The organism is uncultured Marinococcus sp. (assembly GCF_947493875.1).
Taxonomy (GTDB): Bacteria; Bacillota; Bacilli; order Bacillales; family Marinococcaceae; genus Marinococcus.
Map to the genome: position 1 here is coordinate 1 of NZ_CANLSU010000004.1, position 14,685 is coordinate 14,685.

General features: G+C 47.8%; 10 protein-coding genes. 1 reads left to right on the forward strand and 9 read right to left on the reverse strand.

Features of this window, described 5'->3' with window-relative positions; all coding sequences use genetic code 11:
• Window positions 1-1,716, forward strand: a 1,716-nt coding sequence (locus Q0757_RS08240; RefSeq protein WP_298786178.1) for a SpoIID/LytB domain-containing protein, incomplete at its 5' end; no start/stop codon positions are given.
• A gap of 53 nt (window positions 1,717-1,769) precedes the next feature.
• Here the strand turns inward: Q0757_RS08240 and Q0757_RS08245 are convergent.
• The 9 genes from Q0757_RS08245 to Q0757_RS08285 form a co-directional block, all read right to left on the reverse strand.
• On the reverse strand, window positions 1,770-3,014 hold the full coding sequence (locus tag Q0757_RS08245) for a lipopolysaccharide biosynthesis protein (protein WP_298786180.1): 1,245 nt from the start codon (window positions 3,012-3,014) through the stop codon (window positions 1,770-1,772).
• 125 nt (window positions 3,015-3,139) lie between these two features.
• Entirely contained in the window at window positions 3,140-4,918 is a 1,779-nt protein-coding gene (locus Q0757_RS08250) for a hypothetical protein (RefSeq protein ID WP_298786182.1), read from the reverse strand.
• A gap of 181 nt (window positions 4,919-5,099) precedes the next feature.
• Entirely contained in the window at window positions 5,100-6,158 is a 1,059-nt protein-coding gene (locus Q0757_RS08255; RefSeq protein WP_298786184.1) for a glycosyltransferase family 4 protein, read from the reverse strand.
• A gap of 30 nt (window positions 6,159-6,188) precedes the next feature.
• Complete coding sequence (locus tag Q0757_RS08260) at window positions 6,189-6,956, reverse strand: tyrosine-protein phosphatase (protein WP_298786186.1); 768 nt, start codon at window positions 6,954-6,956, stop codon at window positions 6,189-6,191.
• 145 nt (window positions 6,957-7,101) lie between these two features.
• Window positions 7,102-10,209: an alpha-mannosidase gene (locus tag Q0757_RS08265; RefSeq protein WP_298786188.1), complete on the reverse strand. Its 3,108-nt coding sequence runs from the start codon at window positions 10,207-10,209 to the stop codon at window positions 7,102-7,104.
• 30 nt (window positions 10,210-10,239) lie between these two features.
• Window positions 10,240-11,085 carry a carbohydrate ABC transporter permease gene (locus Q0757_RS08270; protein ID WP_298786190.1) on the reverse strand — a complete coding sequence of 282 codons (846 nt, stop codon included), beginning with the start codon at window positions 11,083-11,085 and terminating at the stop codon, window positions 10,240-10,242.
• Window positions 11,086-12,021, reverse strand: coding sequence for a carbohydrate ABC transporter permease (locus Q0757_RS08275; RefSeq protein ID WP_298786192.1), 936 nt, complete (start codon window positions 12,019-12,021; stop codon window positions 11,086-11,088). It abuts the gene before it with no gap.
• A complete protein-coding gene (locus tag Q0757_RS08280) occupies window positions 12,018-13,322 on the reverse strand; it encodes an extracellular solute-binding protein (RefSeq protein ID WP_298786194.1) in 1,305 nt (434 codons plus the stop codon). The genes Q0757_RS08275 and Q0757_RS08280 overlap by 4 nt, the downstream gene beginning before the upstream one ends.
• An 88-nt stretch (window positions 13,323-13,410) precedes the next feature.
• Entirely contained in the window at window positions 13,411-14,559 is a 1,149-nt protein-coding gene (locus Q0757_RS08285) for an ROK family transcriptional regulator (protein ID WP_298786196.1), read from the reverse strand.
• Window positions 14,560-14,685: the final 126 nt, after the last annotated feature.

Sequence of the window (14,685 nt, forward strand, 5' to 3'; positions counted from 1 at the left end):
AAGGACTTCCAGCGTGACCACGGCCTCGTGGTGGACGGCGTCGCCGGGCCGAACACCCTCGCCAAAATCAGCGAGGTGCTGAACAATCCGCCAAAGGATGAAGATACCGAGGACGAGGCCCTGGACAGTGACAGCGCCCTGCTGAAGGACGGCGTCCGCAGCAACGCAGCCAAAGCCATGAAAGCCGATCTCTACACGCTCGGGTACCTCAACATTTCCGAGCCAACGACGCACTTCGGCCCGCTCACCGCAGCCGCCGTCAAGGACTTCCAGCGTGACCACGGCCTCGTGGTGGACGGCGTCGCCGGGCCGAACACCCTCGCCAAAATCAGCGAGGTGCTGAACAATCCGCCGAAGGATGAAGACACTACTGTAGAAATACCTGCCCCTTTCACCGAAGAAATCAAGCAGGGTGATGAAGGAAAAGCTGTACGCCTGGTAAAACAATACCTCACGGCTGCAGGATTCAACGCAGGCTCCGGCTCTGTCTTTGACGCCTCCGCTGTTGCGCAGTTGAAAGCTTTTCAACAGTCAAGAAGCCTTAACGTTACAGGCGTAGCAGACGCCCCGACACTCCGGGCTTTGCTGGAGGAACGAGAAACAACTTACGTTTTCACAGGCAAAGACCGTTTCGGGCACGGCGTTGGAATGACCCAGTGGGGAGCTTACGGCATGGCCCAGAACGGCCAGAGCTACAAAGAGATATTGAACCATTATTATACTGGGATTAACATAGGAACTTCCGAACAGTATAAGTCTCAAATTATTCGCGTCCTGTTTGAAGAACAGACTAATAACGCTGTTTTCAGCAGCTCCGACGCTTACAGCATCAAAGATACGAACGGGACGACGCTTATGAGCAACCTTACCGGAGAAACCATTGTGAATTATAAAAACACTCCGGAGGGCGGATTGTACACTGTCACAAACAACGGCAATTCTGTCACCTCTTCCACAGAAGTTATTGCTTCTGGCAACGGAGCTTTTTCGTACCAGGATAATTTGTACAAAGGCGAGCTTCACTTTCCTAAATCCAACGTTAAAGTTAATGGAAATACGTACCGGAGCGAATGGGTAATGGACGTTGTCAATCATGTCAACATCGATACCTATCTTGAAGGTGTCGTTCCTTATGAAATGATCGTCGGCTGGCAGGAGCCGGAAGCTTTTAAAGCCCAGGCTGTCGCTTCGAGAAGCTATGCTTTGACGAAGTTATCCTCTGTCAAAAACTTTGACGTCTATGATGACACTCGTTCCCAGGTTTATCACGGCGTACCAACCGGAAGCCGGAACGATGCTATGGTCCTGAACGCTATAAGGGATACAAGTGGCCAGACTACCAACTACGGCGGGAGGTTGGCTGAAGCTATCTATTCAGCTTCCGCAAGCGGCCATACCGTTGATGCCGGAGATGTTTGGGGCAATTCTGTGCCTTACTTAATAGGTGTTCCGGACCCTTATGACGCTTCGAGATACGCACAGAATTCCTGGACATATTCCATTTCCAATCAGGAGCTTTCCGACTTAAGCAGCTTTAAGGCTTATAATAAAGGCAAGGTCCTTGATGTCGACTTTGAAACAAAGAATGAACGACTTCAAACGGTAGTTGTTCACTTTGAGCAGGGTGATGAGGAAATGTCCGCCGATCAATTCCGTTCCAAAGTTGGAAGCAACGTTATGACTTCCAATATCATGAGCATCGACACCATCAATTAAACAACGCAAAAAATACACCTCCTTTTCCCTTTTCAGGGGCAGGAGGTGTATTTTTATTCGGGTTCGTTCTGCGCTTCTCTGCGTCGCACGATAAATATCGTAATTAAAATAATAGCTAAGTTAAATACTGCTCCCAGCACGCTGTAGATAGCAATACCTGTAACCGCTGTATAATAATTCGCAGCAACAAGCATAGCAGCAATGCGAAAAACGAGCAGCAGCAGTTCATAATTAAACAGGATCTTTTGAATTTTCAGCACTTGTATGGTTCCAATTGCAGGCCGGTTAATAAAGCCAAAGTAAAGCCATACCATCAGCCAGGACGAATACACGCCGGCCTCCCGCCATTCTTCACCCAGTATCAAACTGAACGCCCACGGGGCAAATATAATCAGTAAAATCGCCGGAATTAGGGCTCCAGCAGCTAAATACAGTGTTGCCTTTATCAGCAGAGGGCCTAAGTTTTTCCCTTTATTGTACATATCTGAAGCGTTTTGAAAGTACACCTGATTGAATGACTCCGAAATTAAGTTAGTCGGCATTTTCACTAATTTCAGCGCAAGAGAATAAAAACCTACCACGCTTGTGCCGAAAAAAACACCAAGAAGAAAAGGAGCCATATTTTGCGAAAAAGCATTTACCAGGGCCTGGGTTGAGCTGAACATTGGAAAATCTTTAAATTTCACGATAATTGGACGGAACAAACGTGTATTGACCTTTTTAAACACGCGGTAGTTCCGGCCTCTGAGCGTATCGTACATAAGAGTGGAAGTCGCAAGAAACTGTCCGAGTACCTGGCCGCCGACCAGTCCTCCTGCACCGAAACGAAGGAAACCTCCCGAGAGCTGCCCCCCCACAACCCCGACCGCTCTTGACACTCTTGAAGCAGCGATTTTTTTATATCGTTTGTTGCGTGTTGACCAGAACTCAAAGGACTTGTAAAGACCCATCAGCATGGCGTTTACAGGAACCAGCCACAGCCATGGCGCCAGCCCCGGCGTATTCAGCCACGCGGCAATATTCTCTCGCAACAGCCATACAATAACAAACAGAAAAATAGTAATACATGCTGTAATAAGCAGAGAAAGCGCAAAAACATTTGCGCTTTCTTCTTCATCTTCTGCAAGTACAATAGCCATTTCATACCTTAAGGTCATTACTGCCGTCAATATTACGACAATCGAAGTAAATAAAGCTAATATGCCAAATTCCGTAGGAGTATACAGCCTTGTCAATATAGGAGTCACAGCAACTGTAATAATTTGGGCCAGCACTGTGCCCGACATCAGGACGCTCATATTGCGAATAAATTTATTAGAAATCAGACTTTTCCATTTTGATGAATTGTTTTCGTGCGCCATGTCCCGTCCTTTCTACCGTCCGCCAATTGAGAAAAATTATATTTTTTCGCCAAAGGAACCTTTTATTGAGACTTTAAGCTGTTTTGAAGCATTGCTGTTTGCAGAACTATCAGTATTTCTTTGGCACTCAATGTTTCCAATAATTTTTCTTCGCCCATTTTTTCATCAAAGAGGGGCGCCAGCAGCCGACTTGCATTTAATTGTTGAAGCTCTTCAGTTACGTATGCTTTATGGTCCTTTACCAGACTATCAAAATCAGCCCAGGAATCCTGATTCACTTTGTTTTTTGATACGTGCTCAACCAACGACCTTTTAGTACGAATCGCCGCCATGATCGGAAAATTGGTTCTGGCTGAAAAATATGGAAGCTGGCCCTTTGTGTGGGATACATGCCATGATTTTTTTAAATGCTTTTTAAATGCCCGGTGAAAAAGCTGACGGTTAATTTTGTACTCTTGCGGGGCCGCTGCTGCTATTTTTACTACTTCGTTTTGTAAAAAAGGCTCGTAATTGTTAAATATGCGCCGGTGTACAAAAAAGTTAGACATACTTTCATTCATCGAAGCAGGCCAGAGTTCACTCCATTCTACCGCGCTGTCAGGACGAAAGGAGGCTATATAATCTTTATGCTTCTTTCTTCGTTTCATTACAGCTTCACAAACATTTTTACTGATAAACGAATTAGGCTGATTTTCAAAAAAAACATCAGACGAACTGTTGTTTTTATCCAGTGTATCAAGTCTGTACTTTAAGCCCCAAAACTTGTATTTGTGTACATTTTTCACCCGGCTGCCCTTTAAATAAGCGTCTGCCCCCAGACCGCCTATTACAGCATCATACTGGTCCAGACCAAGGAACCGGCTCATGCCGTATGCATGGGCATGGTACGCAGGAGAGCTGGATCCCTGGGTCAGGGAAACCGGAAGCCACTGATCCAGGTAATACGATTTAGCTCTTAAGCCTAACTTTGTATCTATTTTATAAACAGAAGCAGTTTTTTTAGCAATTGTCAGCTCTCTGTTTATATCGTCTAAAAACAAATGCCCTGTTTTTTTTACGCTGCTGGGCATGAAATCCAATACTATCCGGGAATCCTCTCCCCCGCTTACAAACACCGCTGCGCTTGCGCACCCATCTGTTATTTCTGATACCGACTGCGCAAAGCTTTTCTCCAGCCTGGAAGCCAGTTCATCCAGGTTTTGTCTTTTTTCTTCTTTAGGCAGCCAGTAGCAGCGGTCCTTCTTTATTTCATGCTCAGAAGGATCTAGTGTATAGCAGGAAGCTGGATGCGCTTGAAATACTCTCTGATATATCGTGTGCGGGAACGTGATGGTCTTATTTACTATTAGATCAGCAAACGATACGTAATCGATGTTCTCAGAACGTTTTGATGCTTTGGCAACAGCGTCCACATGAGTTCCTAAAATTAATTCTCCTGTTTCGCTCCCAGTCGAATAATACACAGGTATAAAGCCCATTAAATCAGTTATTGCATTAATTTTGTTCTCATTCTTATCGATAAAACAAAAGAAAAACGGCCCGTCGACATACTCATCAAATTTTTCGTTCTTTTTATTCCATGCATTAATAAATTTCTGTACATTGTTCGTATTAAAGCTTTCATTTTTCGTTTTAATTAAAGGCCCGCCCACCATTATAGCTATGTAATCATCTGTTTCGACCCACTCACTGTTTTTATAGTGATTCTCAAAAAAAGCGATAGATCCCCACGGTCCTTCTGCTGCAACTATAGACTTTCGTTTTTCCGGATCAAACATTTTTAATATTTGTTGAAGTTCCCGGCTTTTATTTTTTTTCGAACTGTAAATTAAGTCAGACAATCCTATCCCTCCAAAGCCACGCGTCAAAATAACTGCTGTTTTCACTAACAATCCCTGCAGCAAACTACAACTTATCCTACCATATATTCTTCCTCATTTAGATGAGATTATACTAATGAGACTATGGGCTCCACGAAAGAAAACGCAGCGCCGTGCTGCGTTCTTTCAGAAATTTGTAGTACTAATTATTTAGGATGTTCTGGTATATTTTGTCAATTTTCGCTGCCTGGACTTCGACATCAAACTGTTCACGTACTTTCTGCATATTATTTTTCCCCATCAGTTCACGGAGCTCCGGACGTTCGAGCAACAGCTTCATACGTTCAGTCAGAGCCTCTACGTCACCAGGATCGATAATAAAACCGTCAGTACCTTCTGTGATCATCTCCGGAATGCCGCCAACCCGTGTCGAAATAACTGCTGTCCCGTAGTTCATCGCTTCTAAAATGGCCATCGGAAAACCTTCATTATAAGAAGGAAGCACCATAACATCTGCTTTTTGCAAATACATTTCTCTTTCCTTTTCTCCGGCCCAGCCAAGCACATGCACGCAGTGCTCCAGGTTTTTTTTCTTCACCAGTGCTGCCACCTTCTCAACTTCACCGTCTCCGGCAATATGTACATGAAAGCCACTATTTGTTTCCGCGATCCGGCCGCAGGCTTCCACTAAATCATACACGCCTTTTCTATCTCCAAGGCGCCCCATAAAAAGAAAGTTTACCGGAATTTCACTTTTGTCGTATGTATAGTTTTTTAATGCGATTCCGTTTTCTATAACTGCAATTTTTTCAAGCGGAACAATGTGACGGAAAAACTCCTTCCAGTAGTCGGAAAGCACAATTACCCGTTCGTTTAACCGGAGGATGTACTGTGACAGCTTTTTTTCCACCGGATTCATATCTGTATAGAAGCTTTCAAACCTCGAACCGTGAATATGGAGCACGGTCGGAATGCCTTTCTTTTTTAAATATAAAATGAACAGAGCTTTACGGTAAAAACTTCCCGCAACCGAAGCGTGCAGATGAACGATATCGGGACGGTCATGCTTTAATTCTTTTCTTAAAAGAGAAAAAGCACGGATAAACATCTTCACCCGGACGGCTTTTGATTTATTGATATAAGAAGGAATCAGCTTAAAATCATATTTTTCCACCAACGAAGAGGAAAGGACATTTTTCAGCACGGATACAATTCCGCCTTTGTCCTGTAAGTGTGAGCCAATGATGACTACTTTAGGCAATCAAAAACCCCGTTTCTTCTCATATTTATTTTAAAACAGGCCTAGAAACTTTTTCTTGCTCTTAATCTTTAGCGGTTCGTCGAGCAGCGGGTCTTTATTTTCAATAATACGCCCGGCGTTTTCCAAAAAGGTATCCATGTATTCCGAGCCCAGATGATGATCAATGTAATCATAGGCCTCCCGAAGATCAAACGGGCGCAGGTCAATATTATGGGCGTCCGTCGACACGATATGCGTCAGGTTATGGCTCACCATGTCTTCGGCAAACTGCTTGATGCTTTTGTTTACTTTACCGGTGAAGCAGTGAGCGGTAACCTGGGTGAGCGCCCCGTTTTTCACAAACTCATGCAAAAGATCCGGCTGCTCACGGAACGCCTTCGTCCGCTCGGGGTGTACGATGACCGGCACATAGCCCTCCACCTGCAGCTCAAACATCAGCTGCTTCGCGTACCGCGGCACCTGTGCACTCGAAAATTCAACAAACACGTAGCGGCTGTGATTCAGGCCGATCGAAATGCCCTTTTTCAAATCCTCGACCAGCTCTCCGTTAATCCGGTTCTCCTGGCCCGGGAGCACCTTCACGTCAATACGGGCGCTTTTCAGTGACTCGTTCACGTAGTCCACCAGGTGGGGAATGTCCTGGCCGCTGTTATCCCAGGCGCCGTTTTTATGGTGAGGTGTAGCAACTACGGTATGTATGCCGTTCGCCTGCGCGGCTCTTGCCATTTCGATGCTGTCCTGAATGGTTCCGGCCCCGTCATCTATGCCGGGGAGTATATGTGAATGCAAATCAATCATAATCGTTTGCTCCTTTGCGTTTTTTCCATAACAACAGCTTATCATATTTTCGTAATTTTATGCATAAGGCTTGCGGGTATAGGCCGCAAAAAAGCCCGGAAGACATCATTAACCGAAGTCTTCCGGACTGTAAATTCCGTAATGTTCAAATCGTCAGCTTAATTGTTTTGAGCTCATACGGTTTGAAGTGGAGCGTTAAACTGGACCCGGCGGCGAGCATTTTTTCCGGTTCTTCCAGCAGATTGCATTCCATGCAGGAGGAAAAGCTATGGGCACTTGTAAGCGTTACTTCCCCACGCACACCCCCGTGCTCATGCAGACGCACGATAATTCCTTCATCATCCTCTGCCTGCTTGACGGCGTCCACGGTAATATTGGCTGCATCCGGCTGCAGAAAGCTGTATTCCTGCGCTTCCATGCCTCCGGAAGCACTTTCTGCCGGCACGTTCAGCTCAGTCGCTTCCTGAACGGTGCCTCCTTCAAACCAGTCTCCCTGGTGAGGAAAAAGGCTGTACGTAAAAACGTGCTCACCCTGATCCTGGGTCGGGTCCGGAGCTATCGCCGATTTTAACAGCGTCAGCTTCATGACGTTGTCTTTAATGTCATAGCCGTACTTGCAGTCGTTAAGCAGGCTGACCCCGTAATCCCGCTCCGAAAGGTCTGCCCATTGATGGCCCACTGTTTCAAACATGGCCATATCCCAGCTTGTATTCCAGTGGGTTGGGCGCGTGACATTGCCGTATTGAATATCATAGGTCGCTTCAGTGGCACGAATCTGTACTGGAAACGCTGCTTTTAGCAGCTGCTGATGCTCGTGCCAGTCAACTGTCGTTTCAAAATCGATTCTCCGTGAACGGCTGTATACGATCACCCTTTGATAAATCGCCGAAGACTGATAGCTCCATTCCAATTCAATAGCTGCTCGAAGCGGCCCGTTTTCGATTAGGCGTATTGCTTTCAAGTCAGAGACGGTGTACTGTTTCTCTTTATAGAAAATATCAATATCCCAGGCATCAAATGCGAGCGGCTTATCCTCAAACACTTCGAGAACGTTCGCCGGGCCGGCCAATGCTTCGCGTCTGGATTCTTTATCATACACGCTCACGAGCTGGCCATGTTCATTAAAATCAATCGTATAAAAAGGCGTCTCCAGCCGGTGGTTGTCGTATTGGAACGGCGTGCCCTCTCTTTTCTGAGCCGCCCCGGCGGAGTAGATCACCTTGTACCCGAGCGCCGGCAGGTCCGGCACATGGACGAGCACTTCTCCTGATTCTGCTGTCTGCACATCCAACTGCTCACCCGTATGGTCGGTCCAGCTCTTTTCTGCATCCGGCACCTGGACCAGTGCCCCGCGCGAGTGGGAGGCTGGGTTAAAAATAGTCTGCGCCTCTCCGGCATGTTCATGCTTCAGCAGCTCCGTCTTCGCTTCCTGTTCATTTGCTTCGACGAGCTCCAGTGCCTTTGCATATTCCTTTGTGCTGTCTTCATACACTTCCCGAATCGAAGAGCCGGGGATAATGTCATGAAACTGGTTGCGCAGAATGATTTTCCATCCCTTCTGCAGCCTTTCCTGCCGGTCCTTGTGCCACGAACCGTTCTGAAGATACGCGAGTGTGTCGAGCCATTCCGCCCGGCGGTAACGCTGCTCTGCGGTACGGTTCATTTTTTTATTGTACGCCTGGCTGGTGTACGTGCCCCGGTGATACTCCAAATACAGCTCCCCGTCCCACGTATGAACATACTGATCGGTTTGCTCGATGCGTTCATGAAGCCCGTCAAGATACTCGTCGACCCTGCCCGTTTTTACATTCGGAAGTCCGGGCATTTCATCAAACCGGCGGATTTTCTCCAGCATATCCCGGTTCACCCCGCCTCCTCCGTCTCCGTATCCGTAGGACAGAAGCAGCTCATTATTAAAGGAACGGTCCCGGTACTGATCCCAGATGCCCTGGATGCTTTCGGCTTCAATTTCCCCGTTGTAGGTATATTTATTCGATCCATCCGGCGTCGTAATGAAATGAGCAGCGATCTCCGTGCCGTCGATTCCGCGCCAGGTGAAGGTGTCATGAGGCATACGATTATACTGGTTCCAGCTGATCTTGGTTGTGATAAATGTGTCGATCCCTGCCTGCTTTAAAATTTGCGGCAGTGCCCACGAGTAGCCGAACACGTCCGGAAGCCACAAATAGCGGCACCGCTCCACCCCCAGCTCCTGTTCGAGGAAGCGCTGGCCGTACAGCAGCTGCCTGCTTAAGGATTCACCGGAAGGAATGTTGCAGTCAGCTTCAAGCCACATCGCACCCCCGGCTTCCCAGCGTCCTTCAGCTATGCGCTGTTTGATCTGTTCGTAAATCTCCGGATAGTCGTCCTTTATATATTCATACAGCTGGGGCTGCGTCTGCAGAAACTGGTATTCCGGATACTGCTCCATTAATTTCAGGACAGTGGAAAAGGAACGTCCCGCTTTTTCCCTCGTATGCTTAAGACGCCAGAGCCAGGCGACATCAATGTGAGTATGACCTACGGCCCGCACGGTCAGCGGATGCTCTTCCTGCAACGGCTCCAGGTCGTTATGAAGCTTGTCATTCGCTTCTTCCACCGACTCGTAAAACGCCCCGTTCCCCGGCACGCGCCAGTCGATCTGCTGAAATGCCCGGTCGAGCGCCTGCAGCAGCAGTGCCCGTTTAGCATCTCGTCCGTCGAGCACAGCCACCGTTTCCAGCGCCGCTTCTGCTGTGTAATACAGATCATCCGCCGGCTCATGCAGGCAGGAGATAAAGGCAGTCTGCAGCCGGTGCTCCTGAATCTCCCGGTTTCCTTTAATTCCTTCGAGCCCGGACCAGAGCCGGAATTCCAGCGTTATTTTCTGCCCGATCAACCGTTCTGGAAAAAACACTTCTTTGTGGTTCCCATCGACGGCCTGCAACGGCTCACCGTTCACGTACAGCAGTGACTCAAATCCGGAATTGTGGCCGCCGCCCGTTTTTCCGAAGTCAAACACGCCAACGACCCTTTCTCCCTGCCACTCGCCCGGCAGCTCCACTTCTGCTTTCAGCCAGAGGTAGCGGTCCCTCCCTTCCCAGCGGTCGCCAATGTTCATTTCGGTCGTTTCCTGCTTCGGCATCGCCTGTATGATTTTTTCTCCCGTTTGTTCCTCCACCGTTTGAAAACGCTCGATCGACTGCTTTCCGGTATATCGGAACTGCTTTAATTCGCTTATCCGCTGTGCTAATTTTTCTTCTGTCCAAAACATGGTTCTCATCCTCTCTGAAGTAAATCCCTGCTATCCTTTAACAGCTCCGCTTGTCAATGCTCCGACAATGTAGCGCTGAAGCAGGACGAATAAAATGACTACTGGAATAATGGACATAATGCTTCCTGCAGCTAGCAGGTGGGTCGTAATCTGGGTCTGGGTGGACTGGAGATTCACCACGCCGACCGAGACCGGGTACAGCGACGCATCATCAATCAGAATGAATGGAATGACAAACTGCGACCAGCTCTGCACGGCGACAATAATCACTACGGAAACGATACCTGGCATGCTGACCGGAAACAGGACCCGGCTCAGCATCTGCCATTTGTTGCACCCGTCAATAATTGCCGCCTCATCCATATCCACCGGGACGGTATCAATGTAGTTTTTCAAAAACCACGTGGTAAACGGAAGCACGACGGCGACGTATACGAGCACGACCAGCCACAGCTGGTTCAAAAGCCCCCAGCTTGCAAACAGCCGGTACAATGGGATGGTGATAACTACTGCTGAAATCATCTGTGTCATTAACACAGCGACCATCAGCTGATTTTTAAACTTCATCCGGTACCTTGATAAGGCAAACGCTGCCGGTACTGCGATGATCAGTGTCAGTATTACCGTTGAAGCTACAATCCGAAACGAATTCCACAAATATTGCAGCACCGGGGCTGTATCAAGCACCTCCCGGTAGTTCCCGATCGCAAAGCTTGTCGGGATGATACTTGGAGGCACCTGCAGTACCTCAAACCTTGTCTGCAGGGACAGGGAAAGCACCCAGAGAAGCGGGAATAGAAAGCTGAGGACGACAAGCACGTAGCTTGTATACAGCCCGATTCTTATCCACCGCTGTTTTTTCGCACCTACCATCATTTATTCTTCCCCCCTTCGGCCGAGTACCTTTAAGTACACAAGCGTCATTACTACGTTCACAACCAGCAGTACTACGGCGGTCGCGGCACCTTCTCCGAGATTAAACTCCCTGAAAATAGCTGTGTAGATACTTAAAGCGATAACTTCTGTGCTGTTACCCGGCCCGCCGCCTGTGAGGGCCATCACCATATCGAACGTGTTGAAGGTATCAATCGAAATAATGATGAGGTTGACCAGGATAATAGGGGCAATCGCTGGGAGAATAACATTTTTCATACGCTGCAGCGCACTTGCCCCGTCGATGACCGCTGCTTCCAGCACATCCTTTGAAACCGTTTTCAAACCTGCATACATTAAGATCATGCTGAACGCAGTGCCCCGCCATATATTTGCAAGCGTCACGGACAACAGCGCCATGGTCGGGTCGGAGAGAAAGGAAACGGGCCCGAGGCCGACGGTGCTCAGGGCATAATTGATAATGCCTGCGTCTGTTTCGTTATACAGCATGCCCCAGATTACCCCGATCACGACGCCCGGAATGGCCCAGGCAACGAGGACAGAGGTACGCACGATAACCGTTCCCCGCAGGTTCATTTTTTCGCCCTGCACAATGAGAAGCGCAACGATAAAACCGGCAAAGAGCTGAAAAACAACGCTGAAAAACACGAAGAATGCCGTCGTTCCGATCATTGGGAAAAAACCCGGAAGCGTAAACATGCGAAGGTATGATTCCAGCGTATAGTCGTACCCCACCTGAATCATATTTGCATCAGTGAAGCTCAGCCGCACTATCTGGAGAATCGGATAAAGAAACACTGCAGCGAGCACCAGCAAGAGAGGGATTAACCAGGGATACGGAGTGTCCCATATTTTTTTTCTCGGCCTCCGTTTTTGCTCCGTTTGCTGAGGGGGAAACGCTTTGTCGTATGTGCTCATTCGCTCTCACCGCTTTCTCCAAAGGTAACAATCTCCCATGCATCATCGACCGCCTGTTCCGGCTCCTTGCTTCCGGATATTACCTGGGAAATAGCCGTTTGCAGCTGTACCGAAATTTCGTTATATTTTGAGGCTCCTGGGCGGGCTTCGGCCTCTGTTTCCAGAGATGTCAGAAACTCGTCATTGAAAGCGCCCGGATTGTAGGAATCAGATTCATATACCGACTCCCGGGCCGGCAGCGATCCCTGAATCGAGGTGAATTCACCCATTCCCTCTTCGCTGATAAAGGAATCCACAAGGAAATCAAAGGCGGCCTCCTGCTTTTTTGGATCCTCCGCAAAAATACCCCAAGCCCAGCCGCCGGCGCTTGATACGGTCGGATCATTTTCCTCAATAGTCGGGAGGGAAGCTACTTCCCAGTTCTCAAAATCATCGCCAAGTATCTCCTCTATCGTGGCTGCCTGCCAGCTTCCACCTAAAAACATGGCCGTATCGCCGGCAGCAACTTCCCCGTTTGCATCATTTTCCTGTCCAGAGCTTGCCATGCGTTTGGAAACCGCTCCTTCCTCCTGGGCCCGGTCAAGCGTTTCAAACGTACGGATCATGGCCTCCCGGTTCTTTCCTTCGCCAAACGTCGGGTTGCCTTCCTCGTCCACCAGCTCGCCGCCCTGCGACCAGAACAACGGCCATAACGACGTCACCGAGGTGCCTTCTCCAATTCCCAGTGGAAGCACAAGTCCTTCATAGCCTTCTTTTTGTACTTCATTGGATACTTCAATGACTTCTTCCCAGGTCGATGGAGGTTCTTCAATGATTTCCTTGTTATAATAAAGCATTCTCGTATCTGTGCTCATATACAGGCCGTAAATCTTTCCATCATCGCCCCGCAGCACCTTTTCCGCAAAGGGAAGGTAATCATCCGGATCGATGCCGCGCTCTTCCATCAGCTCATCCAGGGGCTGCAGGTATTCCTTGTAACGATCCAGCATATAACCATCAATCGCAGCCATATCCGGGGCCCGGCCGGTATTTGCCTGTTCAAGCAGCCTGGCCATTGCTTCATCAATGTTGCTCGATTGAAGACTTATTTGAATATCCATATCCGGATGCTCTTTTTCAAACGACTGAATGTTTCCTGAAATATACTCTGAAGTTGCGGCTGATGGGGCTTCAGGTGAATACCCTGCTGTCGTATACCAGGTGAGCGTTTCTTTCTCTTCAGCGCTGGGGTTTTCGCTGCTGCAGCCAGTCATACCTGCTATTACCAGCATAGACATTCCGATTGGTATTGTTTTTTTCATGAGGCTCTGCCTCCGATCTGCAGTATTTTGTAGACCTTCACTTCTTAAAACAATTTTAATAAGTCTCTAAAAGCTAAAGGCTGCAAAACTAGTGCAGCATTCGCTTTAAGATCAGTGAAGCGGCACCCATTGCTTCCGCTTCCCAGCCAAATGTTGAGGACATAAATTTCATCGCATTTGCCGTTTCAGGATAAACGCATTCTTTTACAATTTTTTCTGCTTCCTTAGCAAATTCAGGTACAGCCGTGATTAATCTTCCGCCAATCACAACCAGCTCCGGATTTAAAAAATTGACCTTGTCTGCAATGGCACAGCCGACGTCCTCCATGCTTTCCTGGATAATTTCCCGGGCCAGCGAGTCTCCTTCCGCGTAGCAGTCAATGAATTGGTCTATGGAATGTAAATGTTGAGGCAGTGATGTTGCTTCGCCTTGATGTATTCGTTCCCTGGCTTCTTTCATAATTGGAAGAATGGAGTATAATGCTTTGCCGGTAGCGTTATTTTTCGGACGAAGCCGGCTGCTGTCAAATCCTACTTCTCCTGCCAGGTGAGTAGCCCCGCGAAAGAGCTGGCCGTTTATAATGTAGCTGCTGCCTATCCCGAAATCGATCATAAAATAAAGAACATTTTCCGCTTCCCGTGCCCGGCCATAATGCCATTCACCTAGAAGCATACAGTTCGCATCCTTTTCGAGGCTGACAGCAGTTTCAAAAGCTGCTTCAAATAAAGAAACAATCTGGACGCTTCGCCATAAAGGCAGGTGAGGCGGCGATAAAATAATACCTTCTGATGCGTTAATCGGCCCTGGCGAGCTTATTCCTATGCCCGCCATTTCCTTCAATTGAAATAGCGGCGCCTCTGTAATTTGTTTCAGTTCATATATCACTCTCCCTATTACCGTTTCAGGCTCTTCCGTCAGAGAAAAGGATTCTGTCTCCCGGTAAATTATCTCCCCCTTTAACGTAGTAATAACAAGCACGACCTCTTCAACCGAAATACTCACGCCAACCAGGTAGTGCCATTCGCCGTCCAATGTGTACAGTGTTGGTTTTCTTCCTCCGTTAGACAGCGCCTGTCCTGCTTCCTGAAGAAGTCGTGCTTTTTCCAGATCAACCAGAATATTTCCTACGGAGGCCACTGTTAAGCCTGTCGTTTTAGCCATTTCCTGCTGGGTCATCGGCTCTTCACTGCGGTGCAGCAATTCAAATATACGCCGTCGGTTTGCTGTTTTTAACATATTTGCGTTCGTTACCGTCATGATAGCCACCTATACTTTTTAAAATTGTTTTAATAAGTAACTAAATGTTAACGCTTTCATTTAAGAAAGTCAACATTTTCTTTTTTGATATGACTCTATTACAAT

What these genes read in the sequence shown, in the direction of transcription:
- Q0757_RS08245 (WP_298786180.1), bottom strand. Translation starts at nt 3,014, where the DNA reads ATGAGCGTCCTGATGTCGGGCACAGTGCTGGCCCAAATTATTACAGTT.
- Q0757_RS08260 (WP_298786186.1), bottom strand. Translation starts at nt 6,956, where the DNA reads ATGATTGATTTGCATTCACATATACTCCCCGGCATAGATGACGGGGCC.
- Q0757_RS08265 (WP_298786188.1), bottom strand. Translation starts at nt 10,209, where the DNA reads ATGTTTTGGACAGAAGAAAAATTAGCACAGCGGATAAGCGAATTAAAG.
- Q0757_RS08270 (WP_298786190.1), bottom strand. Translation starts at nt 11,085, where the DNA reads ATGATGGTAGGTGCGAAAAAACAGCGGTGGATAAGAATCGGGCTGTAT.
- Q0757_RS08275 (WP_298786192.1), bottom strand. Translation starts at nt 12,021, where the DNA reads ATGAGCACATACGACAAAGCGTTTCCCCCTCAGCAAACGGAGCAAAAA.
- Q0757_RS08280 (WP_298786194.1), bottom strand. Translation starts at nt 13,322, where the DNA reads ATGAAAAAAACAATACCAATCGGAATGTCTATGCTGGTAATAGCAGGT.
- Q0757_RS08285 (WP_298786196.1), bottom strand. Translation starts at nt 14,559, where the DNA reads ATGTTAAAAACAGCAAACCGACGGCGTATATTTGAATTGCTGCACCGC.